Raw genomic sequence first — 26,789 nt, forward strand, 5'->3', positions numbered from 1 at the left:
CCCTTTTCCGGTTTTGAAGGTATCGCCGCAACGGTTTGCCCTTTGCAGGAGAGATAACGATGAGCGCCCCGAAGAAAGTTGTCCTGGCCTATTCCGGGGGTCTGGACACCTCGATCATCCTGAAATGGCTGCAAACCGAATACGGGTGCGAGGTTGTCACGTTCACCGCCGATCTTGGTCAGGGCGAAGAGTTGGAACCGGCACGCGCCAAGGCCGAGCTGATGGGCGCCGCTTCGATCCACATCGAAGACCTGCGCGAAGAATTCGTGCGCGATTTCGTGTTCCCGATGTTTCGCGCCAACGCCCTGTACGAAGGGCTGTACCTGTTGGGCACATCGATCGCGCGGCCTCTGATTTCCAAACGTCTGGTTGAAATCGCCGCCGCCGAAGGTGCAGATGCCGTCGCCCATGGGGCCACCGGAAAAGGCAACGATCAGGTGCGTTTCGAATTGGCCTGTTACGCCCTGAACCCCGAGATCAAGGTGATTGCGCCCTGGCGTGAATGGGATCTGAGCAGCCGGACCCGGCTGATTGATTTCGCCGAAAAGAATCAAATTCCGATCGCCAAGGACAAACGCGGCGAAGCACCCTTTTCGGTGGATGCCAACCTGTTGCACACCTCGTCCGAGGGCAAGGTATTGGAAGACCCCGCGCAAGAAGCACCCGATTATGTGTATCAGCGCACGGTTAACCCGGAAGATGCGCCCGACACCCCCGAAATGGTAGAAGTCACGTTTGAGCGTGGCGACGCCGTGGCCATCAATGGTGAGGCCATGTCACCCGCCACCATCCTGACCCGCCTGAATGAACTGGGCGGCAAACATGGGATCGGGCGGCTTGATCTTGTGGAAAACCGCTTTGTCGGGATGAAATCACGGGGTGTTTACGAAACGCCCGGCGGCACGCTGCTGCTTGAGGCGCACCGGGGGATCGAACAGATCACGCTGGAATCCGGGGCGGGCCACCTGAAAGATTCGATCATGCCCCGCTATGCCGAGCTGATCTATAACGGCTTCTGGTTCAGCCCTGAACGGGAAATGCTTCAGGCCCTGATCGACAAAAGCCAGGAACATGTGACCGGAACCGTCCGCCTGAAGCTCTATAAAGGATCCGCCCGCACCGTCGCCCGTTGGTCAGATCACAGCCTGTATTCAGAGGCCCATGTGACATTCGAAGACGACGCCGGCGCATATGACCAGAAAGACGCCGCAGGGTTCATTCACCTGAACGCCTTGCGCCTGAAACTGGTCGCGAACCGGAACAAACGGACCGGGTAGGCAAAAAAGGCCCGAACCGTCATGCGCGACGATTCGGGCCAGGCCGATGGGGAAAAGGAAAAACCCACCGGGGATCGTCAGAAAACCTATTTTGCGGTTACAACCTGCATGACAAGTTTGCCATCGGGCTTGATCGGGCCATCTTCCTTGGCGCCGAGCGTGTATTCAAACACACCGGTTTTCATACCACCTGTTTCGGCATGGACCATCAGCATCAACATATCGCCCGGGGCCACGTCTTCCTGAAGAATGGCGGCAACGTCGGTGTTTTCCCCCTTGCGCAAAGGCGCATAGCCGACAACTGGTCCGGGCTTCATTTCGGCGTCAGTGCGGTGCACCACCAACCAGCCGTTTTCACCGGCCATTACCATGTCGGCGCTGACAACACCGTTCGATACATCCTGATCGGCGGCCATCACCGCAGGCCCCATGGCGTGGGCATCGGCCAGGGCAGCGCCGGTCATCGTGGTCAGGGCGAGTGCAGAATAAGCAAGAAACTTCATTAAATATCTCCAAAACTTGACTACGGGTGTTGTCCCGCAGTTGATCAAGTCACGAAGATAGCGCGTCAGAAGTTTCAGAGATCGCAATTTTTTCCGAAACCGACGCCAGTGCGCGATAGGGTTCAAGCCCGGTTTCAGCCAAACGAGCGTATTCAGGCGTGAGATCAGGCAGCGGCCCTTCGGCCCCGGCGAACCCGGTAGAACGGTGCGCCGCCCCATACCAATGCTTTGCCCAGACACCATCGTGACGATGCCCGCCCGGCAACCACGACAGCATTCTGTCATCGAACGACAAATTCAACCCTGCGCAAAGCCCGCGCAACGCGCCCCGGGGATTGGCACGAATATCAGCGCTATCAATCACCAAAGGACGCGCGCCCAAGGCGGTAAGCTGTTGATACACCCGCCACTGATCGGCAAAGCCCAAATCGGCCTCGGTCGGTGCCTCGCGTTTCACCGCATAGCTGGCAACCACCCGCGCCGGGTGACGGATGAGAAACACGTGCCGCGTGTCGTCAGGCCAATCTGGCATGAACCCCTCGCACATGTGGTGAACCATGTGTTTCTGATAGTAATGTGCGCGCCCTTCGGGAACCGGCCCGGTCAGCGCTTTGCCAACCACCGCGGGGTCGGCGCTTTGCGCGGCCAGAATATCATCGTGCAAGGGATGATCGATGCCAGTCCGTGTAAGATATGCCGCATAAAACGGCTCGTCCACCACGGCAAAATCAGGCCGCGCCCCAAATGCATACATCATCGCCGTCGAAAGGTTTCGCGGCCCTGACCACATGGCAATTCGCATTCCATCCTCCTGCATCCGACCAGTCATACGTCGCGCGGATCGCGCACCGCGGCAAGAGCAAAGGCCATTCCGATGATTTCAGCTTTCACGCCAATGGCATGATCGCTAAGTTGCCCCCGGTCGATCCTGGGGGCACCATGAGCAGCACAAACACCGTCGTCACGCCGATGATGGCGCAATACCTTGATATAAAATCGGAATATCCCGGCGCGCTGCTGTTTTACCGCATGGGCGACTTTTACGAAATGTTCTTTGACGATGCTGTTGCCGCCGCTCAGGCACTGGATATCGCGCTGACCAAGCGGGGCAAACATCAGGGCAATGACATTCCCATGTGCGGCGTCCCGGTGCATGCGGCCCAAGGATACCTTCTGACGCTGATCCGCAAAGGGTTTCGCGTCGCGGTTTGCGAGCAAAAGGAAGACCCCGCAGAGGCAAAGAAACGGGGCAGCAAGTCGGTCGTCAAACGTGGGGTGGTTCGGCTGGTCACTCCAGGCACATTGACCGAGGATTCCCTGCTTGAGGCGCGACGGCACAATTTTCTGGCCGCCCATGCCGATGTGCGCGGCGACGGGGCGCTGGCCTGGGTTGATATTTCTACCGGCGAATTCCGGGTCGCGCCCTGCGCCCTTGTTCGGCTCGGCCCCGAACTTTCACGTCTGGCGCCCCGCGAAGTAATCGTCACTGACAACCGCGAACTGGAACTGGCCGAACTGGTGGCCGACACCGGCGCGGCCCTTACCCCCTTGTCGCGAAGCAGTTTCGATTCAACCGGGGGCGAAAAGCGGCTGTGCGATCTGTTTGGCGTCGCCTCTCTTGACGCCTTTGCCAACTTCACGCGGGCCGAGGTTTCGGCCATGGCCGCCATCGTGGATTATCTGGAAATCACCCAAAAGGGCAAACTGCCCCTGTTGCGCCCGCCCATCCGGGAATCGGCGGAACAGGTGGTGCAGATCGACGCCGCGACCCGGCGCAATCTGGAACTGTCACACGCCCTGTCCGGCGGGCGTGATGGGTCACTTCTGGCCGCCATCGACCGGACGCTGACACCGGGTGGGGGCCGGTTGCTGGAACGACGGCTCAGCAGCCCGTCACGCCACCTTATCACGATCACCGGGCGGCTGGATGCGGTCAGTCATTTCGTCGATCATACCCGGTATTGCGAAGACCTGCGCGGCGCCCTTCGCCGGGTGCCGGATATGGATCGCGCCCTGTCACGTCTTGCGTTGGACCGGGGCGGGCCACGCGATTTGACCGCGATGCGCGCGGGATTGGAACGTGCCCGCGACATTGCCGCGATGCCTGCCGATGATCTGCCCAATCTGATCGGGGCCGCCATCAGGGATCTGACTGGCCACGACGATCTGATTGCACTGCTGGATCGGGCACTGATTGCCGAACCTCCGCTGTTGGCGCGGGATGGCGGATTCATCGCCGAAGGGTATGACGGCGATCTGGACGAGGCCCGCACCCTGCGCGACGAGGGGCGCGGCGTTATTGCACGGTTGCAAGCCGATTATGCCGCCCAGACCGGCATTTCGTCACTCAAGATCAAGCACAACAATGTCCTGGGCTATTTCATCGAAACCACTGCCACCCATGCCGAAAAGATGCTGTCGCCCCCCTGTCGGATACCTTCATCCATCGTCAGACCACAGCCAATGCCGTGCGGTTCACCACCGTCCCCCTGAGCGAGATGGAAACCAAGATTCTCAACGCGGGCGGGCGGGCGTTGGGCATTGAAAAGCGGCTCTATGACAGCCTGAAAGGTGCCATTCTGGCGGCGGCTGCCACGATTGGCATGACGGCCACCGCCCTGTCGGAACTGGATGTGATCGCCGCGCTGGCCGATCTGGCGCGGGGTGAAAACTGGACCCGCCCACGCATCGACGAAAGCCGCGCCTTTGACATCACCCAAGGGCGCCACCCCGTGGTGGAACAGGCCCTGCGTCGACAAGGCGCGACCGGGTTCGTGGCCAATGACTGCGCGCTGTCCGCACCAGACAGCGCAACCGCGATCTGGCTGCTGACCGGGCCGAACATGGCCGGTAAATCAACCTTTCTGCGCCAGAATGCCCTGATTGCCCTGCTGGCCCAGATCGGCAGTTTCGTTCCGGCACAGAAGGCCCACATCGGGATCGTGTCGCAATTGTTCAGCCGGGTGGGTGCAGCCGACGATCTGGCGCGGGGGCGGTCAACCTTTATGGTTGAAATGGTGGAAACCGCCGCAATCCTCAATCAGGCCGACGATCGCGCGCTGGTGATCCTTGATGAAATCGGGCGTGGCACAGCCACCTATGATGGGTTGTCCATCGCCTGGGCCACCATGGAACATCTGCACGACAAGAACCGCTGTCGCGCCCTGTTTGCCACCCATTATCACGAAATGACGCAACTGGCCGACCGGCTGGACGGGGCACAGAATGCCACAGTCACGGTCAAGGAATGGCAGGGCGATGTGGTGTTCCTGCATGAGGTGCGCAAGGGATCGGCGGATCGGTCTTATGGTGTGCAGGTTGCGCGATTGGCCGGACTGCCGGAATCGGTGGTTGGCCGGGCCAAGGTCGTGCTTGAGGCGCTGGAAAAGGGAGAGCGCGAGGGCGGAGGACGACAGGCGGCGCTGATCGACGATCTGCCACTGTTTTCAGTGGCACCCACATCGCCCCCTGCCCCGTCAACGCCTTCGCCCATGACCGCGCGGATGGAACAGGTACACCCTGATGAGCTTTCGCCAAAGGATGCCCTGAACCTGATTTACGAACTGAAGGCGCTTATGACTTCGGAGTCGAACTGACCCCGACCTGAGCGGCGCGCAAAAGCCGGTCATGTAGTTTGAAGCCTGTGCCCATCACCTGAATGATGTCGCCCGCCTTGGTGTCCGGCACCGGGGCTTCGAACATCGCCTGATGAATTTTCGGATCAAACCTGTCGCCCACCTCGGGCGTGATCGCGTCGATCCCGTGTTTGGAAAACACCGAGATCAGCTCGCGCATGGTAAGTTCGATCCCTTCCAACAGCGCCGGGTTCGCCGCACGCTGTTCGTCGGTCACAACCTCCAGTGCCCGTTTGAGGTTATCAAACACCGGCAACATATCACGCGACAATTTCGAGCCGCCGTATTGTTCGGCTTCTTTGCGGTCACGGTCGCTCCGCTTGCGGGCGTTTTCGGCATCGGCAAGCGCGCGCATGAACCGATCACGGAACTGATCCCGTTCGGCGCGCAAGGCCTCGATCTGATCTGCAAGATCGGGTTCAGCCGTATCCCCCCTCTGGGGCGATCGTATCGCTGGCGTCGCCATACCCTTCCTGGGCCAACAGCTCTTCGATCTCGCTGTCTATGTCGTTATGCGGTTTCGTCATTCTTTCACCCAACTAGCCTCGGTCGGTCAGCAACCTGCCAACCATCTGCGCCGTGTAATCGACAATCGGAACAATCCGCCCATAATTCAGACGGGTCGGCCCGATCACACCCACGGCACCAATTATCTTACGATCAGCGTTCATATATGGGGAAACCACCAAAGAGGAACCCGAAAGTGAAAAAGCTTGTTTTCTGAGCCAATAAAGATGCGCACCCCCTCGCCCTCGTCGGTCAGCTCAAGGAATTCGGCAATGTCCCGCTTGCGCTCAAGGTCATCAAACAGGGTGCGGATTCGCTCCAGATCCTCTTCCTCGGTCGTTCCAGCCAAAAGATTGGCGCGGCCGCGCACGATCAAACGCTCGTATCGTTCGCCTTCGTTCTGCCAGATGGCCAGCCCGCTTTGCACCAGATCAGCGGCCAGAGTATCCAGTTCGCGGCGGCGCGCGACAATCTCGCGCTCGGTTGCGCTGCGCAATTCGCTCAGGGTTTTGCCCTCGGCCAGGGCATTCAGAAAATTCGCCGCCTCGCGCATGGAACTGGGCGTTTGCCCAGCCGGCGGATTGAAAATCCGATTTTCCACATGGCCATCGGCAAAAACAATCACTACCAGCGCCCGGTCTGCCGACAGGCTGACGAATTCAAGGTGTTTGATCGGCGCCTCGTGTTTGGGTGCCAATACCACGCTTGCCCCCCGCGTTGCCCCCGAAAGCGCGCTGCCCACCCGGTCAAGCAACGTACCGACATCCGATTCATTCCGCCCCATGGTGGCGTCGATGCTTTCACGGTCGCTGTTGGTCAGATTTCCCACCTCAAGCAAGCCATCCACAAACATCCGCAATCCCTGTTGTGTCGGAATACGGCCAGCGGAAATATGCGGGCTGTCAAGCAGACCCAGATATTCAAGATCCTGCATGACATTGCGGATGGTTGCCGCGCTCACCTTTTCGGTCATGGTGCGGGTCAAGGTGCGTGATCCAACCGGATCGCCGGTGTCGAGATACCCTTCGACCACACGGCGAAACACCTCGCGCGATCGGTCATTCATCTGCGACAGAAGTTTCGAGCCTTCGTTCATCTGCGTTTCTCTCCGGGCCAACACGGCAGGAAACCGTGCCAGCGCCCTAACGTCAATCGGGGTTGCGCCAAGGATGATCCCCCGGGTATCACCACGGCAAATTTGCAAAGGAAATCCCATGCGCCCCTCAGGCCGTAAGTTAGACGAAATGCGCCCGATTTCAATCGAAGTCGGGGTAACAAAGCACGCCGAAGGGTCATGCCTGATAAAATGTGGCGATACCCATGTGTTGTGTACCGCCTCGTTGGAACAGCGCGTGCCGCCGTTTCTGAAAAATACCGGGCTGGGCTGGGTGACTGCGGAATACGGTATGTTGCCCCGCGCCACCCACACCCGAATGCGGCGTGAGGCCAAGAATGGCCAATCGGGCCGGACACAGGAAATTCAACGCCTGATCGGGCGGGCCCTGCGGGCCGGGGTTGATCGGGTCGCCCTGGGCGAACGGCAGATATCGATCGATTGCGATGTGATCCAGGCCGATGGCGGAACCCGCTGTGCATCCATCACCGGTGGTTGGGTTGCCCTGCGTCTGGCTGTCAACAAACTGATGAAAGCCGGCGATATCATCACCGACCCCATGGTTGATCATGTGGCCGCCGTTTCTTGCGGTCTTTATGCGGGGCAGCCGGTTCTTGATCTGGATTATCCCGAAGACAGCGAAGCCGGGGTCGACGGAAATTTCGTTCTTACCGGGTCAGGACGGTTGATCGAGGTACAGATGTCAGCCGAAGGTGCCACATTCTCGCGCGGGGAAATGAACGAGCTTCTTGATCTTGCCGAAAAGGGCATGGCCGAACTTGTGACAGTCCAAAAGCCGCAGTCGCATGACACGGAGGTTTGATGGCGACCGCTTGCTGGTTGCCACGCACAACGCGGGCAAGTTAGCGGAAATAACTGCTCTGCTTGCCCCCTATCGCGTGGCAACCGTATCTGCCCGTGATCTTGGGCTGCCCGAACCGGTCGAAGACGGCACAACCTTTGTGGAAAATGCCCGCATCAAGGCCCACGCCGGCGCCCGGGCGTCTGGGTTGATCACGCTGTCCGACGACTCGGGGATTGAGATTGACGCGCTTAACAACGCGCCCGGCGTCTATACCGCCGATTGGGCCGAAACCCCGAACGGACGCGATTTTGTCATGGCAATGGGCAAAACACATGATCTGCTTGAGAAAAAACAGGCGCCCTTCCCATGGTCGGCCCGGTTCTGTTGTACCTTGGTCATGGCTTGGCCCGATGGTCATGATGAGGTTTTTGCCGGCGTCATGCCAGGTGAGGTCGTCTGGCCAATGCGAGGTGACGAAGGCCACGGTTATGACCCGATATTTCAGCCAAGAGGTTATAATATAACATTTGGAGAAATGGAAAGCGCCGAGAAAAACCGGATAAGTCATCGTGCGGACGCCTTTGCAAAACTTCTGGCTGGCTGCTTTGCCTGAGTCAACTCCAGAGGGGGGTTCGGGCTGTACGTTCATTGGCCCTTCTGCCAATCAAAGTGCCCCTATTGCGACTTCAACAGTCACGTCACCGCGCATGTAGATCACACCCGATGGCGCAATGCCCTCGTTGCTGAGATACAACGGTACGCGCGAATGACACCCAACCGTGTTTTGCAAACAATTTTCTTTGGCGGCGGCACCCCAAGCCTGATGGCGCCCTCAACCGTCGCTGACGTGATCGAAACAGCCCGTTCCGCCTGGCCCTGCGTGAACGATATGGAAATCAGCTTTGAAGCCAATCCAACATCTGTTGAGGCCGGGCGATTTCGGGAATTCCGGCAGGCCGGGGTCAATCGGATTTCGATGGGTATTCAAGCACTGAACGACACCGATCTTCGCGCCCTCGGGCGGCTTCATTCCGTGGCCGATGCAACACGCGCCTTTGACATTGCTCGTAACCTGTTTGATCGCGTGAGCTTTGATCTGATCTATGCCCGTCAAAACCAATCCTTAGCCGAATGGAAAACCGAATTGCGTGGCGCAATCAACATGGCAGTGGATCACCTCTCACTTTACCAACTCACTATTGAAGAAGGCACCGCCTTCGGAGATCGACATGCCCGCGGGTTGTTGCGCGGCCTGCCAGACGACAACCGCTCTGCCGATATGTTCGACGCCACCCAGGATATCTGTTCGGCGGCGGGCCTGCCCGCATATGAGACATCTAACCACGCCCACCCTGACGCAGAATCCAAACACAATCTGATCTATTGGCGCTATGGCGATTATGTCGGTGTCGGCCCGGGCGCCCACGGACGGATTACTGCGAACGGCCGCAAGATCGCCACCGAGGCAATTCGCCAGCCAGGTGCATGGCTTGCAGCAGTTGAGCGTGCTGACGGAAGCGTGACGTCACAGGAAATTCTGTCATCACGAGATCAGTCCGTTGAGATGCTGATGATGGGCCTGCGCCTGTCCGAGGGAATTTCCATGGCGCGTTATGAACATCTCGCGGGATCGCCATTGAATGATGATATCTTGCGAAACCTGAGAGATGACGGGCTGATCACACAGAGCGGCGACCGGCTGTGGATTTCGCCCACCGGACGCCCGCTGTTAAACGCGATTCTCCGTGAATTGCTAATCGACTAGCCCTAGCGATTCGCCGACAACATTCGGCACAGTTCATCCAACTCTTCTAACGATTTATAACGTATCGTCACAGCGCCGGATTCCATTCCCGCGTCATGATTGATTGCAACGGCCATACCGACTGCAGCAGCAAGATCTTGTTCCAGCGCCCTGGTATCTGCGTCCTTCTCCGGCTTTACTTTTGTTTCACGTGGAACATCTGACGCCTTGGGCGCCTTGGCCAGCGCCTCCGTCTGTCGCACGGACAAGCCTTTGGCGACAACAATCTTTGCGAGCGCTGAAGGATCTTCGGTTGTGATAAGCGCACGAGCGTGGCCACTCGAAATCTGACCGTCACGAAGTAATTCCAAAACGTCGGCAGGCAGATTCAGCAGACGCAGCAGGTTTGCGATATGACTGCGGCTTTTCCCCAACGCTTCGGCCAGACGCTCTTGGGTGTGACCGAAGCGATCCATAAGTTGACGGAAACCTGCAGCCTCTTCAACCGGATTAAGATCACTCCGCTGAATGTTCTCAATTATCGCAAGCTCAAGAACTTCGGTATCATCCAGTTCACGAACAACTGCAGGTACCGCATGAACCTGCGCCATCTGCGCGGCGCGCCAGCGCCTCTCACCTGCAACGATCTCAAACTCATCGGCGTTGCGAGGATTCTGACGCAAGATCAACGGTTGAATAACGCCCTTCTCTCTAATTGACGCCGCGAGTTCTTCCAAACGCTCCGCAGAAAAACTACGCCGCGGCTGATCCGGGTTCGGTACGATCTTCTCAACCGGGATCATTTGATCAGCCCGTCGCGCGGGGCGATCATCCGAAGAAGCTGCCTCAACATCTCCTACATCGGCCATCAGAGCTGACAGTCCTCTGCCCAATCCCCGCCGTTCGTGCTTTTTATCCGACATTCCGCCCTCTAATCATTTATTGTCTCCTCGGTGCCGCAAAATCAGTTCACCCGCCAACGCACGATATGCGATACTTCCTTTTGATCCACTATCATAGGACAAAACCGGTTGAGAATAGGACGGTGCCTCACTTACACGAACATTGCGCGGAATTACCGTCTGAAATACGAGATCTCCCAAGGTATCCCGTGAATCGTTTTCTACCTGTTGCGCCAAGCGATTTCGTCCATCATACATCGTCAGAACCACCCCCTCAATTCTCAGATCCGGATTCGCGCTCTGTCGAACTTGTCGTATGGTGAGCATCAGCTGTGATAAACCTTCAAGTGCAAAGAACTCGCTCTGCAGCGGAACCAACACAGAATGCGCCGCAACCATCGCGTTCACCGTGAGAAGGCTCAGCGAAGGCGGGCAGTCGATCAGGACATAGTCGAATCTGTACCGGTCGATCGCAGGCTGTCGCAACGCATCATAGAGCAAAAAGCTTCGCTTCTCATTTGACACCATTTCGATATCCGCCGAACTCAAATCGGTAGTCGCCGGCGTAATCCACAAACCGTTTATCTCTGTCGCATAAACGACGTCAGCAAGCGGTGCGTCGTCGAGCAAGAGGTCGTAGGTGCTCAGCTTTCTGTTCTCACTCTCGACGCCCAAACCGGTGGAAGCATTCCCTTGCGGATCCAAATCAACAATTAGAACGCTGAGTCCCAGTTCAGCCAACGCTGCTCCAAGATTGATGGTTGTGGTCGTTTTACCCACCCCGCCTTTTTGATTCACAACCGCAATTATTCGCGGGGGCCGATGGCGGATAGGATCAACGTTCATGAATACCCCATATCTTTAGCAAACGTGCGTCGTCGTCGGTCACACTGGGTACGGTAGCGCAAGAAAATTCCCAGTCACGCCGAGCATCTTCGATTTCATTCTCTACCTGCGCGCCCTTCAAAAATAGGCCGACACCCCCTCACAGAGGTGCCGCTGAGAAAATCGCAGAAGATCCTTTACAGGCGCCACAGCACGCGCCGTAATCACGTCGGCTGCTTGAGCAGGAGCCCTATTGATGCGCTCAACAATAACGCTGGTTCTGGGCGCAAACTCATATGCAACAGACCGCAGAAACTCGCACTTTCGCCGATCACTATCCAAAAGCGAGACCCGTATGCCGGGGTTTAACATCTCAAAGGCTATCGCGATGACAAGGCCAGGAAAGCCGCTTCCCGACCCGATATCAAGGACATGGCGCGTACCAGGCGGAATATGATCAATGACTTGAAGTGAATCACCCACGTGCCTGGTCCACACATGCGGCAACGATGACGGTGCAACCAGGTTGATCTTTGCGTTCCATCGGACCAGCCGCCGCACATACTCAAGCAGAGCCGTGAATGTTTCACGTGGAACATTTGGCCACACCTTATTGAACTCTGCGAACGACAGTTCAAGCTCAAACTGCGACATTGGATCCATAACCGTGCACGGCAGCCAGTATAATGGTTAACGCTGCTGGCGTCATTCCATCAATCCTACTGGCCTGTCCAAGTGTCTCAGGCCGCGAAAGCTCAAGTTTGATCTTTAACTCGTTAGATAACCCGCCGAGATCACGGAACACCAATCCTGCTGGAATGCCAATCTCCTCATCACGCTTCAGTGCTGCCACGTCCCGCTCCTGTCGAACAAGATAGTTAACGTAGGTCGCATCTCGCTTCAGCTGAATCCGACTTTCCTCATCCACAACCGCCAATCGTTCATCTAACGCAATCAGATCTGAGAAATCCACATCTTTGAAACTCAACAGCTGTAAACCAGATCTTCTCACCCCATCGTTCGAAATTGATATGCCACCGGACGAAAGCTGCGTAGGTGTCCACGACCCGCTTTCCAACAAACTCCGTGCTGCCGTCAACCTTTCCTTCTTACTCGCAAAAACCTTGGCGCGGCGCGCAGAAACACAGCCAATGCCCATCCCAAGTTCAGTCAGCCGCTGATCTGCATTATCCGCTCGCAGCGAGAGTCGAAACTCTGCCCGGGACGTAAACATGCGATACGGTTCCGAGACACCCCTAAGCACCAGATCGTCGATCATTACTCCGATATAGCAATCAGAGCGCTGCAACACAAATGGATCACGATCCAGCGAAAGCAGCGCGGCATTCAGCCCGGCCACCAGGCCTTGCGCCGCTGCCTCCTCATAACCCGTAGTACCGTTTATCTGTCCCGCTAGATATAACCCATCCACCCCCCGAAATCCAAGGGTCAGACTAAGCGCCCGTGGATCAACATAATCGTACTCGATCGCATACCCTGGCGTCAGAATCTTCGCGCGTTCGAGCCCCGCAATGGACGTCACATAAGCGGCCTGAACATCCTCAGGCAACGACGTTGATATTCCGTTCGGGTAAACCGTCGAGTCATTCAGCCCCTCCGGTTCAAGAAATATCTGATGCGATGACTTGTCTGCAAAGCGAACCACCTTGTCTTCGATGGACGGGCAATAACGCGGACCAACGCCATCGATACGGCCACCATACATCGCCGAACGCTCTAGGTTCGCCCGAATAATATCGTGAGTTTTCTCGTTCGTATGGGTAATTCCACAGGCGATCTGCCGCACATGGGGCCCTTTTGAAAGAAATGAAAACATTTCGGGGTCATCGTCGCCTGGCTGCATTTCAAGACGATGCCAGTCGATCGTTCCCGACTCAATCTCGGCGGCGTGCCAGTTTTTAGCCGCCCCAGAGGCGCGCCAAGATCGTCAAACCGGGCTCGCGAGACGCATCGATGCGGCGCTGCCAATCCGCCCGCCAGGTATCTGACGGTCTCCGATGTGGATAACGCCGCGCAGAAATGTACCCGTCGTCACAACCACTGAACGCGCCGAAACCTCGCTACCGTCCCCCAGCACCACTCCCCGAATGGTCTTTTCGGCGATTAAAATATCAACAACTTCCTGTTCGATGACGTGAAGGTTGGACATTTCACCAAGTGCCGATTGGATTGCAGCCTTAAACAATGAGCGATCCGCCTGAGCGCGCGGCCCCTGAACTGCGGGCCCCTTTCGACGGTTGAGCAAGCGAAACTGAATACCGGACAGATCTGCAGCGCGGCCCATTATTCCATCCAACGCGTCGATTTCGCGCACCAGGTGCCCTTTCCCCAAGCCACCGATGGCCGGGTTGCAAGACATAACGCCGATACTATTGCGATCCATCGTGATCAACGCGGTGCGGGCCCCAATGCGCGCACTTGCATGAGCCGCCTCAGCTCCTGCATGGCCGCCGCCGATCACAATCACGTCGAAATCAGATTGTTTCACGTGAAACACTCCTCATTTTCCCAGACAAAAACTCGCGAATACCTCATCGAGGATATCCTCAACCCCTATGCGGCCCAGCAGCGAATCCAAGGTGCGCACAACGGAACGCAGACCCTCCGCCGCCAACTCGGCGCGGTCTTGTCCATCTGTTACATCGATTCTCACCTGCACCAAAGCATCAATTCCCCGCAAGACTGCGACACGATGCCGTTCGCGCGTAATCACGCCGATGGAGCCAACACGGCGTTGCAATCGTTCGGTAATTTTCCCAATCAGCCGATCCAGACCAGCACCAGTAAGCCCGGAAATAGCCGGGATTGAGGCATGACCGCGGTCACATTTGGCCAGTAGCACAATATCATCAGACTCAAGAGCGATGCCTGGTTGATCGTCCGGCGATTCGATTAAAACCACTCTTATATCTGCTGCCGCTGCGCGTGCTTTTGCAAGAGACACGCCCATTTGTTCAACTCGGTCTGTCGCCTCTCGCAAGCCTGCGGTATCGAGCACCAGGACCGGGATGCCTCCGAGGTCCATTCTGACCTCGATAACATCGCGCGTTGTCCCGGCAATCTCGGATGTGATCGCGGCCTCACGCCCGGCGAGTGCGTTCAGCAGTGTGGACTTTCCGACGTTCGGTGGTCCAACGATCGCAACTTCAAAGCTGTCCCGCACACGTTCGGCCGCATGGTAACCCTCTGCTTCTGATCGCAACGTGGCAAGCGTTCGGTCGATCAGCGCGAGAACTTCGGGCGATACATCGACCGGAACATCTTCATCGGCAAAATCAATTGTCGCTTCTAAAAGTGCCGCCGCCCTGACAAGATCAGCGCGCCATATTCCTGCCCGCTTGCCAATTTCCCCAGATAACACACGTTGCGCCTGTTTGCGCTGCGCTTCGGTTTCCGCCTCAATCAGATCCGCCAGACCTTCGACCTGCGTTAGGTCGAGCCGATTGTTCTGCAAGGCGCGGCGCGTGAACTCGCCTGGTTCGGCCAGTCGCAAACCATCAATATTGCCCAGCTCATACAGAACCGCGTTCGTAATCGCGATACTTCCATGGATCTGAAATTCAACTGTCTGCTCGCCAGTAAAGCTGTGCCCTTCGGGAAACGCTAAGACCAGCGCTTCGTCCAATATGTCGCCGTCAGAACTTCGTATCTGGCGAAGAGAGGCACGATGGATGGACGGTACGTTCCCAACCAGGGTTTCACATGCGGTAAATGCGTTGGGCCCAGACACCCGGATGACCGCCACACCTGCCTTGCCCCGCGCGGTTGCGGGGGCGAAAATTGTGTCCATGATCGCGGTTCCGAAAGTTAGGTTGACTGTCAGGTATTCATGGAATCGAAGAAATCAGAATTTGATTTTGTCTGTTTAAGCTTCGATATCAGGAATTCAATGGCGTCCGTGGTGCCCATCGGATTCAGAATACGCCGCAGAACGTAAGTTTTCTGAAGATCGCCCTTGTCGACCAACAATTCCTCTTTCCGGGTTCCGGATTTGAGAATATCCATCGCCGGATACACACGTTTATCCGCAACCTTGCGATCAAGAACGATTTCGCTGTTGCCGGTGCCTTTGAATTCTTCAAAGATCACCTCGTCCATGCGGCTGCCTGTATCGATCAGTGCAGTGGCGATAATTGTCAGCGATCCGCCTTCTTCGATATTGCGCGCCGCGCCAAAGAACCGCTTGGGCCGCTGCAACGCGTTGGCATCAACGCCGCCTGTCAGCACCTTACCCGAAGACGGCACGACGGTGTTAAAGGCACGACCCAAACGGGTGATTGAATCCAGCAGGATAACCACGTCGCGTTTATGCTCTACAAGGCGCTTGGCCTTTTCGATTACCATCTCGGATACGGCAACGTGACGGGTGGCAGGCTCGTCAAACGTGGATGAAACCACCTCACCCTTTACCGAACGCTGCATGTCGGTCACTTCTTCCGGGCGTTCGTCGATCAACAGGACGATCAAATAGACCTCGGGGTGGTTCTTTTCGATTGAATTCGCGATATTTTGCAACAGCACCGTTTTACCAGTGCGCGGTGGCGCAACGATCAACGACCGCTGACCTTTGCCAATGGGCGCCACCAGGTCGATGATCCGGGCAGAGCGATCTTTTACTGTGGGGTCTTCAAGCTCCAGCTTGAACCGCTCGTCGGGGTAAAGCGGCGTCAGGTTGTCAAAGGCAACTTTATGGCGCGCCTTTTCAGGGCTTTCAAAGTTGATTGATTCAACACCCGTAAGCGCGAAATACCGCTCGTTCTCATCCGGGCCACGAATAACACCTGCCACGGTATCCCCAGTGCGCAGCGCATATTGGCGGATCATATCAGGCGAAACATAGATATCATCAGGGCCGGGCAAATAGTTTGCCTCGGGCGAGCGGAGAAAACCAAAACCATCCTGCAACACTTCCAGAACACCGTCACCGCCAATGACCCATTCATCGTCAGCCCGTTCCTTGAGGATCGAAAACATCATCTCGCCTTTGCGCATCGTTGATGCGTTTTCAATCTCAAGTTCTTCAGCAAGCGCCAAAAGGTCTTTGGGGCTTTGCACCTTGAGGTCGGCAAGGTTCAATCGGTCCTGGGTCATCGTCGCAAATCCTTGACATGCGCCTGGCGTAACGCGCAGTAGATCAATAGAGGGAAAGTTGCGATCGGACGACCGCAAGCGGTGATCTAGGCGCTATCAGTCGGAAAGTCAACGCTGCTTAGAACGGTCGCGCGATGACCGAAAATACGATGATGAACATCAGCAATGTCGGCACTTCGTTCATCTTGCGATAATAAGATCCGGGATGGGAACCCTCACCCGAAGCGATGATTTTTCGCTGCCCCGCACACCACATGTGAAACCATGTCATCGCAATCACCGCTGCCGCCTTGGTCCAGGGCCAGATAGCTGACCAATCTATGATGCCGGGGGTTGCAACCAACAGCAGGCCAAACAGCCACGTCGCAATCATGGCAGGCGTCATGATCACCCTGAGCAGTTTATATTCCATCATTTGAAACAGGCTGTCTGTTTCGCTTCCGCTTTCAACGCGTTCCACATGGTGTACGAACAATCGGGGAAGATAGAATATTCCAGCCATCCAGGAAATCACGGCAATCACATGCAGGGATTTGATCCAGGGATAGGCGTAGCTCAGCAGATCTTGCATGTGGGTCGTCCCGACATTTTGGGTAAGGCATCCTTCTCATTATATATAAGAGAAGAAAAGATGATGATGATAGTAGGGCGGTGGACAACGGGGATTATTGCGTTGTCCAGCGGGTAGTCCACAGTATGAAAATGCCCATCGCGGTATTTTTCGGTATGTGGACAAGTCTATGTTATCTATAAAATTATCATCTTAAACAAAAGGTTATGTATTCTACGCTGTGTATATATCTGTGGGGTATATGTGGAACATTGGCACTCGCGCTTCTTACTCACAGCAGGTCTGCCGGCGTAATGCACAGTGGACAATCTGCGGATGAGAGGTGACAAGAATCCTGAAAACGCCCCTTCACAGGATATTTGGCCAAACTGTCCGAGTCGTCCAAAGTTGTTCCCTCGATTTATCCCCGGATTTATCCCATGACCGCTCCTCTGATACTTGCCTCCAGTTCCCCGATCCGTCAGCAGCTTTTGAAAAATGCCGGGCTGGTTTTTGAAGCCCTGCCCGCCCGGATAGATGAGCAGGCGATCCGCGATTCGATGATAGCAGAACAGGCGACACCACGGGATGTTGCTGATGCCCTGGCCGAATTCAAGGCGCGCAAGGTGGCCCGGAAGCGGCCCGATGCCATGGTGATCGGATGTGATCAGGTGCTTGATTCAAAAGGGAAAATATTTGGAAAACCGGAAACATCTGGTCAGGTGATTGAACATCTGCGCGCTTTGTCCGGTCAAACCCATAAATTGCTGTCCGCGGCTGTGGTCTATGACGGGGGCAAACCGGTGTGGCGCCATGTGGGGATCGTGCAGATGCAGATGCGGCCATTGTCCGAACCCTTTATTCAGGAATATGTCGCGCGCAACTGGGAAAGCATTCGCCACTCGGTCGGCGGATATAAGCTTGAGGAAGAAGGCGCGCGGTTGTTCACGCGGGTGCAGGGGGATTACTTTACGGTTCTCGGCCTGCCGTTGCTTGATCTCTTGTCCTACTTCACCCTGAGAGGCATTCTATCGTCATGAATGATGCGAAAATTCCCCTTGCCGGTGTTATCGGCTCTCCTATTGCGCACAGCCGTTCGCCGGCGCTGCACCGTCACTGGCTGCGGACGATGGGGCTGGCGGGATATTATATTCCAATGGATGTTGCGCAGGCCGATCTGGCCCAAGTCATCAGAACCATGCCCAAAATGGGATTTGTCGGCTGTAACGTCACGATCCCCCACAAAGAAGCGGTACTTGAGCTTGCGGATCTGGTAACCGACCGGGCTGCGCTGATCGGTGCGGCGAACACGTTGATTTTCCGGGCGGATGGGAAAATTCACGCCGATAACACCGATGGCTATGGATTTATCCAGAACCTGCGCGAATCTGCCCCCGACTGGGATCCGCGCTCTGGGCCGGCGGCGATCTTTGGGGCGGGGGTGCAGCGCGGGCTGTTATCACCTCGCTGATTGATGCAGGCACACCCGAAATCCGCCTGACCAACCGAACCCGGGCACGATCCGAATCCCTGCGGGCAGAATTTGGCGCAAAGATCGTGGTTTATGATTGGGTCAAGGCGGGCAACACCCTGGATGATGCCCAGACGGTGGTGAACGCCAGTTCGCTCGGGATGGTGGGAAAGCCTGATTTCCGGGTGCCTCTGGATGGTCTTTCGCCCACTGCTGTGGTTACCGATCTAGTTTATACCCCGCTTGACACCACGTTCCTGCAACGGGCGCGCGAATTTGGTGCAACCACTGTCGATGGATTGGGCATGTTGATCTATCAGGCCGCCCCCGCGTTTGAACGATGGTTCGGAATGCGCCCCGAGGTGGATGAACGCACGCGCGAGGTGGTGCTGGGCCGATGAATGGCCCGATGTTGATCGGGCTCACCGGGTCGATCGGAATGGGCAAATCGACGACGGCAGAAATGTTTGCCGCGCACGGGTTGCCTGTGTGGGATGCCGATGCGGCGGTGCATCGGCTGTATGGCCCAGGGGGCGGCGGTTGCCCCGCTTGGTGCCATATGTCCAGATGCGGTAAAGGATGGCGTGATTGATCGCGAAGTTCTTAAATCCTGGATCGCCCACGATGCCGGGGCGCTGAAAGAAATCGAACAGATCGTGCATCCACTGGTGGCCGCTGACCGTGTGGCCTTTATCAAGGATCAGAGCGCGCCGATCATCGTGCTGGATATTCCGCTGTTGTTTGAAACCGGCGCAGATGCGTGGATTGATCTTGTCGCCGTGGTTTCAACTGACCCCGCCGAACAGCGCCGCCGGGTCATGGCGCGCCCTGGCATGACCGAACAGATGTTTGAAAGCATCCTTGCCAAACAGACGCCCGACGCCCAGAAACGCGCCCGCGCCGATGTGGTGATTGATACGACAACGATGGAATCCGCGACCCGGGATGTTGATGCTTTGGTTGCGCGGCTGAAAGAGGAAAACAGCGATGCGTGAAATCGTGCTGGATACAGAGACCACAGGCTTTGAGCCCGAGGCCGGCGATCGGATCGTCGAAATCGGCGCGGTTGAACTGCTCAACCATATGCCGACCGGAAACACGTTTCACGAATACATCAACCCCGAACGCTTCATGCCGAAAGAAGCGTTTGAGGTGCATGGGCTGGGGGATGATTTCCTGCGGGATAAACCAAAATTTGCCGCCATCGGGCAAAAGTTTCTTGATTTTGTGGGGGATGCCAAACTGGTCATCCACAACGCGGCGTTTGATATGAAATTCCTGAATGCTGAATTGGGCTGGATGAAGCTGCCCAAACTGCCATGGGAACAGGCGATTGACACCCTTGCCATCGCGCGCAAGAAATTCCCCGGCTCGCCCGCATCCCTTGATGCCCTGTGCCGCCGGTTTGGGATCGACAATTCGTCGCGCACCTTGCACGGCGCCCTGCTCGACTCTGAAATTCTGGCAGAGGTCTATCTTGAACTGATCGGCGGGCGGCAACCCGATCTGGTGCTTGCCCCGACGCAGAGAAACGCAAACGCGGCGGATACAGGCGAAACCTGGCGCCCGCGTCCGCGCCCTGCCCCATTGCCGCCCCGGATCACCGAGACGGAATCTGCCGCCCATTCCGCCTTTGTAAAGGAAATGGGCGACAGCGCGCTTTGGGTCGTGAAACCCTAAATCAGTTGGGCTTTGCCGCGTCAGTCTGAGCAGCCGCAGCACGCTGTTGCAGGCTTTGACGGTAAAGGCTGACAAAATCTATGGTATCAAGGTTCAGCGGCGCAAAACCACCGTCATGGGTGATGTCGCTGACGATGCGGCGGATGAACGGAAACAGCATCCGGGGGCATTCGATCAGCAGAAACGGGTGAAGTTGTTCATCCGGGACGTTCTCGATCGCAAAGATCCCGCCGTATTCCAGCTCAAGCAGGAACAGGGTGGCGTCAGATTCCTTGTCCTTCGAGGTGATGTTGAATTTACCCACCACTTCGAATTGGCCCTCACCACGTTTTTTGGCATCCAGCGCGACCTGCACCTGCACATCGGGGGTTACATTGCCGTTGGCACCATTGCGCGCGACGATGTTTTCAAACGACATATCGCGGATGAACTGGCCCAGAATGCGCAGTTGCGGCGGCGTTGGTGCCTTTGGGGTATCTGCTGGGGTGTCTGCGGCGGGCGTGGTGTCGGATTCAGCCATCTGAAGCTCCTTGTTCATTGGGTTTTCTGCTGTCTAGCAGAGCCTTCAATGCCGGGTCCAGCCCGACGGCGCGCCCGACGCCCCATGGGTGGGCTTCTTTGGCGAATCGACCTCTTCGAACTCGCCATCAATCACATCACCATATCCCCTTGGCGGGTCTTGGTGGCCCTGCCCGGGCCGCGCACCATATTCAAAGGTCTGAACCTTGATGCGGGATTTCAGAAACCGGAACACCGCTTTGCGCACCGGCGGAATCAGCAGAGCGAATCCAAGCGCGTCGGTGAAAAACCCGGGCGTCAAAAGCAACGCACCGGCCAGAAGAATCATCGCGCCATGGGCCAGCGGCTCGGTCGGGTCGCGTAGATTCTGAAATGATCCGCGCAGCTGCGACATGGCAAGCGCGCCCTGTGTCCGCACCAGCCAGGTTCCCAGAATCGCCGTCAGCACTACGATTCCAAGGGTTGGCCACAGCCCGATCCAGCCGCCAACCTGAATGAAAAGCGCGATTTCGATGATGGGTACGGCAAGAAACGGCAAGAACAGCCACATAGCAACCTCCAGATCCGGGGCAACAGTGGACTTGGCCACGCCCCGCCCCTACATAAGAACCAATGACGCCTGTTACCAACCCTGTCACTGACAGATGGCACCCGAAAAGAGGTTTAGATGAGTTCTGCCGTGATCCAGCTTCTGGTTTTGGCCGCAATCGCTGTGTTTTTGATTTTACGGCTTCGCAACGTGCTGGGCACCCGGGACGGATTCGAAAAGCCACCCGTGTCGGGGCCAACCCCGCCATCCAAGAAAAACCGCCCCGAATTCGAAGTGATCGAAGGCGGGCCGGATCGTGACATCACCGATCACGTCGAGGATGGCAGCGCCAGCGCCAAGGCACTTGCCGCGATGAAGCTGGCCGAACCCGGGTTCAACGTGGGCGAATTTCTTCATGGGGCGCGTGGCGCCTATGAAATGATCCTCATGGCCTTTGAACATGGTGATATCACCGATGTGCGCAGTTTCCTTGCGCCCGATGTGGCCGAGGCCTTTGACGAAGGGATCACCCAGCGACGCGAACAGGGTTTGACCGTCGAGTCGAGCTTTGTTGGCCTGCGTGAAATCACGCTGATCGAGGCAGAGTATGCCCGCGATACGCAATTTGGTGAAATGACCATCCGCTTCACCGGGGAACTTACCTATGTCGTGCGTGACAAGGGCGGCGATATCATCGAAGGCAGTGCCACCGAAATCAAACGTCAACGCGATGTCTGGACCTTTGGCCGCACCATGGGCGCCAATGACCCCAACTGGCAACTTGTCGCCACCGGGGAATGATGCGTGCGCTGCTTGCAGCATGTGTTGCGGGGGTGTTGACGATGACAACGCCCGCCGCGTCGGAAGTAACGCACAGGATCCTGTCGTTTGATGACCTGAAGGGCTGGGCAGATGACGATCATCAGGCGGCGCTTGCGGTTTTCTTGAATACCTGCGGCGACATGCGTGATCCTGATTGGCGTGCGGTCTGCGCGGTGGCCGGTCAACAGCCCAACGCCAAAACATTTTTTGAACTGTTTTTTCGCCCGGTCCTGATCGAAGACGGACAGGATATGTTGTTTACCGGATATTACGAACCCGAATTGAACGGGTCGCGTCACCGTGGCGGGCCATATCAATACCCGCTCTATCGTTTGCCCGAAGAGGTGCGATCAGGCGAGACATGGTATTCGCGTCGCGACATCGAGGAAAAGAACCTGTTGGCGGATCGTGGGCTGGAGATCGCGTGGATCGACGATCCGGTCGATGTCTATTTCCTTCAGGTTCAGGGGTCGGGCCGGGTGAAACTCCCTGATGGCACCTATCTGCGGGTGGGGTATGGTGGCAAGAACGGCCATAATTACCGCTCGATCGGGCAGGAATTGGTGCGGCAGGGCGTTTATAAACCGCATCAGGTGTCCGCACAGGTCATTCGTAACTGGGTGAAAAGAAACCCCGAAGAGGGCGCAGAATTGCTGCGTCACAATCCATCCTACGTTTTTTTCCGCGAGGTCAGTGAAGTTCCCGCTGACAAGGGGCCGTTGGGCGCGATGAACCGGTCAATCACCGCCATGCGGTCCATTGCTGTTGACCCGGATTTTACCCCGCTGGGTGCGCCGGTCTGGATCGAAAAAGGCGGGCGTGGGCTGATGCGCCGGTTGATGGTGGCGCAGGACACCGGCAGCGCGATCAAGGGTGCGCAACGGGCCGATATATTTTTCGGAACGGGCGACAAGGCCGGCCGTGCCGCTGGCCGGGTGCGTGATCGGGGCCGGATGATCGTGCTGATGCCAATTCAGCGGGCCTATGCCCTCGCCCCGGATATTTAGGGCATGTCGCGGCGGCGCGAACCCCGGCGGCTGAGCGCCGAAGAAACCGAATTGTGGCGCCAGGTGGTGGAACACGCGGTGCCCCTGCGCCCGGATCGCAGCCCGAAACCTGAAACGCCGGTGGTTGAAAAACCGCAATGCCCGACGCCAGAGCCGATTGCGCCCTTTGCCATTCAGGGGCCGCGGCGTAGCGCCGGCCGGATCACCACCGACACGGCACCGGCCCTGTCACAGCAACCGGTGGCGATGGATCACAAGGCGTTCACCCGGATGCGCCGGGGCAAACTTGCGGTGGAGGGGCGGATTGATCTGCACGGCATGACGCTGGATCAGGCGCAACCGACGCTGATCAATTTTATCCTCGGCGCCCATGCCATGGGCAAGCGGCTGGTCCTGGTGATTACCGGCAAGGGTCAGGGCAAACGCCATCACGAGGGCTGGCATTCCGGCCATGGGGTGTTGAAACGGCAGGTGCCCCATTGGTTGCGCATGGCCCCTTTGGCGGGCGTGGTCTTACAAGTCAGCGAGGCGCATCAAAGCCACGGCGGCTCAGGCGCCTACTATGTCTATCTCAGGCGCAACCGTTAGGCTGCGGCGCGCCTTGCCAATGGCCAGAATTGAAATCACCGCTGCAAAGGCGAAATAAGCCGAAATCGCAAACATCTGCGTCGGAAAATCGATCCCGCGATCAATCAGAACCGAAGTGACCCCAGGCCCAATGGCCGACCCAAACACCATCACCGCAGCCGCCATCGCCTTGATCGATCCGATATACCGGGTGCCATAGAATTCAGGCCAGAAGGCGGCGGGAACGGTCGATTGCGATCCGATGCCCAGACCCAGAATCATCATGGCGATGGTTGCACCAACAAGGGTGTCCGCGCCCGCCAAAAGGAAAAAGGCAATGGAAAAAGGGATCATGTAAATCTGCATCAAACGCGGGGTTCCCAGCCGGTCGATCAACCCGCCGCTGGCAAAGGTCGTGGTGATGGACACCACAGTGAATATCGGGAGGATCGCCACAAAATCCAAAAGCGCCCAACCCTTCACCTCGGTCAGATGCACCTGATGGAAAAACAGCGCAGTGCCCCAGGCCGGTGGCCCAAGAAGCAGCGGGATCATCGCCCAGAACAACCAGTGGCGCAGCACATTCATCCGGGTCCAGTGCAGCCCTGACATACCGGTTGATGCGGTGTTTTGTGCGGCCGATTGCGGCGTGCGTTCGGCCCGCAACAGCCGGTAAATTACCGGCATCGCCAGCAAAACAAGGGCTGCGGCAATCACCCACAACCAGCGCCAATTTATAATCTCAAGCAGGGATACAAAGATCAGCGGCAGCACCGCCTGCCCCAGGGCAAACCCCATGGCCGCAACCGACAGCGCGCGCCCCCGCGTGGCGACAAACCAACGCGCCATGGTAACGATGCTGAGCTGGCTCATCATGCCCTGGCCCGACAGGCGCAGGGCAAAGATCAGCACCACCAGCACAATCATCCCCTGCCCAACAGCCATGGCCAGACAGGTGGCGGCCAGTGTCAGACAGACGAAAACGCTAAGCTGTCGGGCGCGAAACTTGTCGGTCAACACGCCGGCCCAGATCATGGCGATGGCTGAACAGGTGGTGGCAAGGGTATAGATCAACCCCCACTGCCCATGGGTCAGCCCATAGTCGGCCATGATCTCACCCGCGAAAAGCGAGATGAAAAACGTCTGCCCATAGCTGGACGTAAACGAGAGGAGAACGCCAGCGGTCAGAAACAGCCAGTTCTCGCGAAAGAAGCGCATGAAACCCATGCCCCTCTTTCGGCTGGTTCGCGGGGAAAGGGAAGGGGGTTACAGCACGTAACGGCTCATATCTGCGGAACGGGCCAGTTCGCCGAGGTTTTGTTCGACAAATTCGCCGTTGACGGTGATCTCTTCGCCGCCCCGGTCGGGCGCGGTAAAGGACAATTCCTCAAACACCCGCTCCATGATCGTATAAAGCCGCCGGGCACCGATGTTTTCGATGCTTTCATTCACCTCAAACGCGATCTTGGCCAGCGCCTTGATGCCGTCTTCGGTAAAGGTGACGGTCACGTCTTCGGTTTTCATCAGGGCGGAATATTGCAGGGTCAGCGCGTTGTCGGTGTCGGTCAGGATGCGGACGAAATCATCCTCGGTCAGGGGGCGCAGTTCGACCCGGATCGGCAGGCGCCCCTGCAATTCCGGCAACAGATCCGATGGTTTGGCGATATGGAATGCGCCGGATGCGATAAACAGGATATGGTCGGTTTTCACCGCGCCGTATTTGGTGGAAACGGTGGTGCCTTCGATCAGGGGCAGCAGGTCGCGCTGCACGCCTTCGCGGGAAACGTCGCCGCCCCGGGCATCCTTGCGCGCGCAAACCTTGTCGATCTCGTCAAGAAACACGATGCCGTTTTCCTGCACCGCCTCAAGGGCGGCCTTGTTCACGATTTCATCGTCCAGCAGTTTGTCGGCCTCTTCGCCCAGCAACACGTCATAGCTTTGCGCGACGGTCAGTTTCTTGCGCACCTTGCGCTGGCCCAGTTTGCCGAACAGATCGCCCAGGTTCATCATGCCGCCCATCTGGCCCGGGGGCATGCCGGGAATTTCCATTCCCCCCAAGGGGTTCGAAGTGTCGGCCACTTCCAGTTCGATTTCGGTATCGTCCAATTCACCCGACCGCAGCTTTCGGCGAAACATTTCGCGGGTTTGTTCGCGCGCACCCTCACCGGCAATCGCCTCAAGAACGCGGTTTTCGGCGTTTTCCTGTGCGCGGGATTTCACATCGTCGCGCATGTGATCGCGGGTCATGGTGATTGCGTTTTCCACCAGATCGCGGATGATCTGTTCCACGTCGCGACCCACATAGCCGACCTCGGTGAACTTTGTCGCCTCAACCTTGAGAAACGGCGCGCGGGCCAGTTTTGCCAACCGGCGGGAAATTTCGGTTTTGCCAACGCCGGTGGGGCCGATCATCAGGATATTCTTGGGATACACTTCATCGCGCAGGTCATCGTTCAGGTGTTTGCGCCGCCAGCGGTTGCGCAGGGCCACGGCAACGGCGCGCTTGGCATCTTTCTGGCCGATGATGAACCGGTCAAGTTCCGAAACGATTTCACGGGGGGTCAGATCACTCATTGGGGGCCTTCGTTCTGCTTATATGTCGGGTCAGGGCAATCTGGCCCCTTGCGATGGGTGCCGCTTCAGCGGCTGATCTTTTCGACGGTCAGATTGCCGTTGGTGTAAACACAGATGTCCGAGGCAATGGCCATGGCGCGGCGCGCGATGTCTTCGGCGCTGCGGTCGGTGTCCATCATGGCGCGCCCGGCGGCCAGCGCATAATTGCCGCCCGATCCGATGGCGGCGATGTCATGTTCCGGCTCCAACACATCGCCGGCGCCGGTGATAACATAAAGATCGGTGCCGTCGGTCACGATCAGCATCGCCTCAAGTTTTTGCAGGTATTTGTCAGTACGCCAATCCTTGGCCAGTTCAACCGCCGCGCGCTGCAACTGGCCGGGGGTGGCCTCCAGTTTCGCCTCAAGGCGTTCAAGCAGGGTAAAGGCATCGGCGGTTGATCCGGCAAACCCGGCCACCACATCATGCCCGCCGGGGGACAGCCGCCGCACCTTGCGCGCCGTCCCCTTGATCACTGTCTGACCCAGGGAAACCTGCCCGTCACCGGCGATCACCACCTCGTCACCCTTGCGCACACCGATGATGGTTGTTCCGTGCCAGCCGGGAAAGTCTTGCTTTGCCATATGTATCACTCCGTTTCGGGATA

The 26,789-nt window shown here is 57.4% G+C and carries 24 protein-coding genes and 5 pseudogenes; 12 read left to right on the forward strand and 17 right to left on the reverse strand.

Annotated elements, in window-relative coordinates; translation table 11 throughout:
* Nucleotides 1-59: 59 nt before the first annotated feature.
* Nucleotides 60-1,277: an argininosuccinate synthase gene (locus AC0L7P_RS02935; protein WP_473434415.1), complete on the forward strand. Its 1,218-nt coding sequence runs from the start codon at nucleotides 60-62 to the stop codon at nucleotides 1,275-1,277.
* Nucleotides 1,278-1,363: 86 nt separating this feature from the next.
* Here AC0L7P_RS02935 and AC0L7P_RS02940 read toward each other — a convergent pair whose 3' ends face one another.
* Together AC0L7P_RS02940 and AC0L7P_RS02945 are read right to left on the reverse strand one after the other, a co-directional pair.
* Entirely contained in the window at nucleotides 1,364-1,780 is a 417-nt protein-coding gene (locus AC0L7P_RS02940) for a DUF7282 domain-containing protein (RefSeq protein ID WP_473434416.1), read from the reverse strand.
* Between the two features lie 49 nt (nucleotides 1,781-1,829).
* Complete coding sequence (locus AC0L7P_RS02945; RefSeq protein WP_473434417.1) at nucleotides 1,830-2,582, reverse strand: sulfotransferase-like domain-containing protein; 753 nt, start codon at nucleotides 2,580-2,582, stop codon at nucleotides 1,830-1,832.
* A 167-nt stretch (nucleotides 2,583-2,749) separates the two neighbouring features.
* Between AC0L7P_RS02945 and mutS the strand changes: the two are divergent.
* A pseudogene (gene mutS / locus AC0L7P_RS02950) lies at nucleotides 2,750-5,376 on the forward strand (DNA mismatch repair protein MutS).
* Here mutS and AC0L7P_RS02955 read toward each other — a convergent pair.
* Together AC0L7P_RS02955 and hrcA are read right to left on the reverse strand one after the other, a co-directional pair.
* Entirely contained in the window at nucleotides 5,354-5,881 is a 528-nt protein-coding gene (locus AC0L7P_RS02955) for a nucleotide exchange factor GrpE (protein WP_473434418.1), read from the reverse strand. The pseudogene mutS and the gene AC0L7P_RS02955 sit on opposite strands and share 23 nt — an antisense overlap.
* 73 nt (nucleotides 5,882-5,954) lie before the next feature.
* A pseudogene (gene hrcA / locus AC0L7P_RS02960) lies at nucleotides 5,955-7,018 on the reverse strand (heat-inducible transcriptional repressor HrcA).
* 118 nt (nucleotides 7,019-7,136) lie between these two features.
* On the opposite strand from hrcA, the gene rph reads away from it, so the two are divergent.
* From rph to hemW, 3 genes are read left to right on the forward strand one after another with little or no spacing between them, the layout of a single operon-like run.
* Nucleotides 7,137-7,859 (forward strand): ribonuclease PH, encoded by a 723-nt coding sequence (gene rph, locus AC0L7P_RS02965; protein ID WP_473434419.1) that lies wholly within the window; start codon nucleotides 7,137-7,139, stop codon nucleotides 7,857-7,859.
* Nucleotides 7,843-8,454: an RdgB/HAM1 family non-canonical purine NTP pyrophosphatase gene (rdgB, locus tag AC0L7P_RS02970; protein WP_473434420.1), complete on the forward strand. Its 612-nt coding sequence runs from the start codon at nucleotides 7,843-7,845 to the stop codon at nucleotides 8,452-8,454. The genes rph and rdgB overlap by 17 nt, the downstream gene beginning before the upstream one ends.
* A 24-nt stretch (nucleotides 8,455-8,478) precedes the next feature.
* Nucleotides 8,479-9,606, forward strand: a complete 1,128-nt coding sequence (hemW, locus tag AC0L7P_RS02975) for a radical SAM family heme chaperone HemW (protein ID WP_473435530.1) — start codon at nucleotides 8,479-8,481, stop codon at nucleotides 9,604-9,606.
* 2 nt (nucleotides 9,607-9,608) lie between these two features.
* Here the strand turns inward: hemW and AC0L7P_RS02980 are convergent, their stop codons facing one another.
* The 8 genes and pseudogenes from AC0L7P_RS02980 to AC0L7P_RS03015 form a co-directional block, all read right to left on the reverse strand.
* The gene (locus AC0L7P_RS02980) at nucleotides 9,609-10,508 is read right to left on the reverse strand and encodes a ParB/RepB/Spo0J family partition protein (protein ID WP_473434421.1); all 900 of its coding nucleotides are present in this window, start codon (nucleotides 10,506-10,508) and stop codon (nucleotides 9,609-9,611) included.
* Between the two features lie 12 nt (nucleotides 10,509-10,520).
* The gene (locus tag AC0L7P_RS02985; protein WP_473434422.1) at nucleotides 10,521-11,333 is read right to left on the reverse strand and encodes a ParA family protein; all 813 of its coding nucleotides are present in this window, start codon (nucleotides 11,331-11,333) and stop codon (nucleotides 10,521-10,523) included.
* Nucleotides 11,334-11,450: 117 nt separating this feature from the next.
* A complete protein-coding gene (rsmG, locus tag AC0L7P_RS02990; RefSeq protein WP_473434423.1) occupies nucleotides 11,451-11,966 on the reverse strand; it encodes a 16S rRNA (guanine(527)-N(7))-methyltransferase RsmG in 516 nt (171 codons plus the stop codon).
* Nucleotides 11,953-12,591 carry a hypothetical protein gene (locus AC0L7P_RS02995; protein WP_473435531.1) on the reverse strand — a complete coding sequence of 213 codons (639 nt, stop codon included), beginning with the start codon at nucleotides 12,589-12,591 and terminating at the stop codon, nucleotides 11,953-11,955. Before AC0L7P_RS02995 ends, rsmG begins: the two co-directional genes overlap by 14 nt.
* Before the next feature lie 60 nt (nucleotides 12,592-12,651).
* Nucleotides 12,652-13,830 (reverse strand): annotated as a pseudogene (gene mnmG, locus AC0L7P_RS03000) (tRNA uridine-5-carboxymethylaminomethyl(34) synthesis enzyme MnmG); the annotation flags it as partial.
* 3 nt (nucleotides 13,831-13,833) lie between these two features.
* On the reverse strand, nucleotides 13,834-15,123 hold the full coding sequence (gene mnmE / locus AC0L7P_RS03005; RefSeq protein WP_473434424.1) for a tRNA uridine-5-carboxymethylaminomethyl(34) synthesis GTPase MnmE: 1,290 nt from the start codon (nucleotides 15,121-15,123) through the stop codon (nucleotides 13,834-13,836).
* A gap of 29 nt (nucleotides 15,124-15,152) precedes the next feature.
* Complete coding sequence (gene rho / locus AC0L7P_RS03010) at nucleotides 15,153-16,424, reverse strand: transcription termination factor Rho (RefSeq protein WP_473434425.1); 1,272 nt, start codon at nucleotides 16,422-16,424, stop codon at nucleotides 15,153-15,155.
* A 118-nt stretch (nucleotides 16,425-16,542) separates the two neighbouring features.
* Nucleotides 16,543-16,995: a CopD family protein gene (locus tag AC0L7P_RS03015; RefSeq protein ID WP_473434426.1), complete on the reverse strand. Its 453-nt coding sequence runs from the start codon at nucleotides 16,993-16,995 to the stop codon at nucleotides 16,543-16,545.
* A 419-nt stretch (nucleotides 16,996-17,414) separates the two neighbouring features.
* Here AC0L7P_RS03015 and AC0L7P_RS03020 point away from each other — a divergent pair, with 419 nt between their 5' ends.
* The 4 genes and pseudogenes from AC0L7P_RS03020 to dnaQ all read left to right on the forward strand — a co-directional run bounded on the left by AC0L7P_RS03020 (nucleotide 17,415) and on the right by dnaQ (nucleotide 20,125).
* Nucleotides 17,415-18,014 (forward strand): Maf family nucleotide pyrophosphatase, encoded by a 600-nt coding sequence (locus AC0L7P_RS03020; RefSeq protein WP_473434427.1) that lies wholly within the window; start codon nucleotides 17,415-17,417, stop codon nucleotides 18,012-18,014.
* A pseudogene (locus tag AC0L7P_RS03025) lies at nucleotides 18,011-18,846 on the forward strand (shikimate dehydrogenase). Before AC0L7P_RS03020 ends, AC0L7P_RS03025 begins: the two are co-directional and overlap by 4 nt.
* Nucleotides 18,843-19,440, forward strand: a pseudogene (gene coaE / locus AC0L7P_RS03030) (dephospho-CoA kinase). The pseudogenes AC0L7P_RS03025 and coaE overlap by 4 nt, the downstream one beginning before the upstream one ends.
* Nucleotides 19,433-20,125, forward strand: coding sequence for a DNA polymerase III subunit epsilon (gene dnaQ / locus AC0L7P_RS03035; protein WP_473434428.1), 693 nt, complete (start codon nucleotides 19,433-19,435; stop codon nucleotides 20,123-20,125). The pseudogene coaE and the gene dnaQ overlap by 8 nt, the downstream one beginning before the upstream one ends.
* Nucleotide 20,126: 1 nt before the next feature.
* Here the strand turns inward: dnaQ and secB are convergent, their stop codons facing one another.
* Nucleotides 20,127-20,645, reverse strand: a complete 519-nt coding sequence (gene secB, locus AC0L7P_RS03040) for a protein-export chaperone SecB (protein ID WP_473434429.1) — start codon at nucleotides 20,643-20,645, stop codon at nucleotides 20,127-20,129.
* A gap of 45 nt (nucleotides 20,646-20,690) precedes the next feature.
* On the reverse strand, nucleotides 20,691-21,194 hold the full coding sequence (locus AC0L7P_RS03045; RefSeq protein ID WP_473435532.1) for an FxsA family protein: 504 nt from the start codon (nucleotides 21,192-21,194) through the stop codon (nucleotides 20,691-20,693).
* Nucleotides 21,195-21,311: 117 nt separating this feature from the next.
* On the opposite strand from AC0L7P_RS03045, the gene AC0L7P_RS03050 reads away from it, so the two are divergent.
* From AC0L7P_RS03050 to AC0L7P_RS03060, 3 genes are read left to right on the forward strand one after another with little or no spacing between them, the layout of a single operon-like run.
* Nucleotides 21,312-21,974, forward strand: coding sequence for a Tim44/TimA family putative adaptor protein (locus AC0L7P_RS03050; RefSeq protein WP_473434430.1), 663 nt, complete (start codon nucleotides 21,312-21,314; stop codon nucleotides 21,972-21,974).
* On the forward strand, nucleotides 21,971-23,002 hold the full coding sequence (mltA, locus tag AC0L7P_RS03055; RefSeq protein ID WP_473434431.1) for a murein transglycosylase A: 1,032 nt from the start codon (nucleotides 21,971-21,973) through the stop codon (nucleotides 23,000-23,002). The genes AC0L7P_RS03050 and mltA overlap by 4 nt, the downstream gene beginning before the upstream one ends.
* 3 nt (nucleotides 23,003-23,005) lie before the next feature.
* Nucleotides 23,006-23,590 (forward strand): Smr/MutS family protein, encoded by a 585-nt coding sequence (locus AC0L7P_RS03060; protein WP_473434432.1) that lies wholly within the window; start codon nucleotides 23,006-23,008, stop codon nucleotides 23,588-23,590.
* On the opposite strand, the gene AC0L7P_RS03065 is transcribed toward AC0L7P_RS03060, so the two are convergent.
* The 3 genes from AC0L7P_RS03065 to hslV form a co-directional block, all read right to left on the reverse strand.
* Nucleotides 23,552-24,796 carry an MFS transporter gene (locus AC0L7P_RS03065; protein ID WP_473434433.1) on the reverse strand — a complete coding sequence of 415 codons (1,245 nt, stop codon included), beginning with the start codon at nucleotides 24,794-24,796 and terminating at the stop codon, nucleotides 23,552-23,554. The two genes, AC0L7P_RS03060 and AC0L7P_RS03065, sit on opposite strands and share 39 nt — an antisense overlap.
* A 39-nt stretch (nucleotides 24,797-24,835) precedes the next feature.
* Nucleotides 24,836-26,143, reverse strand: a complete 1,308-nt coding sequence (hslU, locus tag AC0L7P_RS03070) for an ATP-dependent protease ATPase subunit HslU (RefSeq protein WP_473434434.1) — start codon at nucleotides 26,141-26,143, stop codon at nucleotides 24,836-24,838.
* Between the two features lie 65 nt (nucleotides 26,144-26,208).
* Complete coding sequence (hslV, locus tag AC0L7P_RS03075; RefSeq protein ID WP_473434435.1) at nucleotides 26,209-26,766, reverse strand: ATP-dependent protease subunit HslV; 558 nt, start codon at nucleotides 26,764-26,766, stop codon at nucleotides 26,209-26,211.
* Nucleotides 26,767-26,789 lie beyond the last annotated feature (23 nt).

The organism is Oceaniglobus sp. K40-3, assembly GCF_055808395.1.